This is a genomic window from Burkholderia sp. AU4i, from assembly GCF_000466765.1.
In the GTDB taxonomy this organism is placed as follows: domain Bacteria; phylum Pseudomonadota; class Gammaproteobacteria; order Burkholderiales; family Burkholderiaceae; genus Burkholderia; species Burkholderia cepacia.
Window position 1 is genome coordinate 1 of sequence record NZ_ASSI01000500.1, and the last position, 594, is coordinate 594.

Below are 594 nucleotides of genomic sequence, written 5' to 3' on the forward strand. Positions count from 1 at the left end.
CCGCGTTGTTGACCAGCACGTCCACGCAAGGCCACTGCGCGACGATCGCGGCGACCGCCGCCTCGGCCTCGCGCCGCACGCTCAAATCGGCGGCCTGCCCGATCGCCGCGGCGCCGAGACGCGCGACGGCCGCGTCCAGCCGCGCCGTGTCGCGCCCGACGATCGCGACGCGATACCCGTCCTCCACCAGCCGCCGTGCGATCGCGAAGCCGATCCCGCTCGACCCGCCCGTGACGATCGCTGTCCGTTGCCGTTCACTGTCCGTCATGTCCTGCCCTCCCGAATGTTGACGATTGGCGACAGTGCAAGTCTGGGCGTGGTGAGGTGATAGGTAAAATACGAATTCGATGATCCACTGATACACGAGAGGTATCGCATGATCGATCTGCGCCAGTTCAGGCAATTCATCGCGGTTGCCGAGACGCTCAGCTTCCGGCGTGCGGCCGAGCGGCTGCACATGGCGCAGCCGCCGCTCAGCGCGGCGATCCGCAAGCTCGAGGACGAGCTGGGCGTCTCGCTGCTCGAGCGCGACAACCGCGGCTCGACGCTCACGCCGGCCGGCGAGGCGTTCCTGCTCGAAGCGCGGCGCGCGCT

At 68.7% G+C, this 594-nt stretch carries 2 protein-coding genes; one reads left to right on the forward strand and one right to left on the reverse strand.

Translation table 11 applies throughout. The features are described from left to right. On the reverse strand, positions 1–268 hold a 268-nt coding region (locus tag L810_RS43795; protein WP_042978563.1), incomplete at its 3' end, for an SDR family NAD(P)-dependent oxidoreductase. A gap of 108 nt (positions 269–376) precedes the next feature. On the opposite strand from L810_RS43795, the gene L810_RS43800 reads away from it, so the two are divergent. After that, positions 377–594 (forward strand): LysR family transcriptional regulator (locus L810_RS43800; RefSeq protein ID WP_042978562.1); only part of this gene is annotated, 218 nt, incomplete at its 3' end.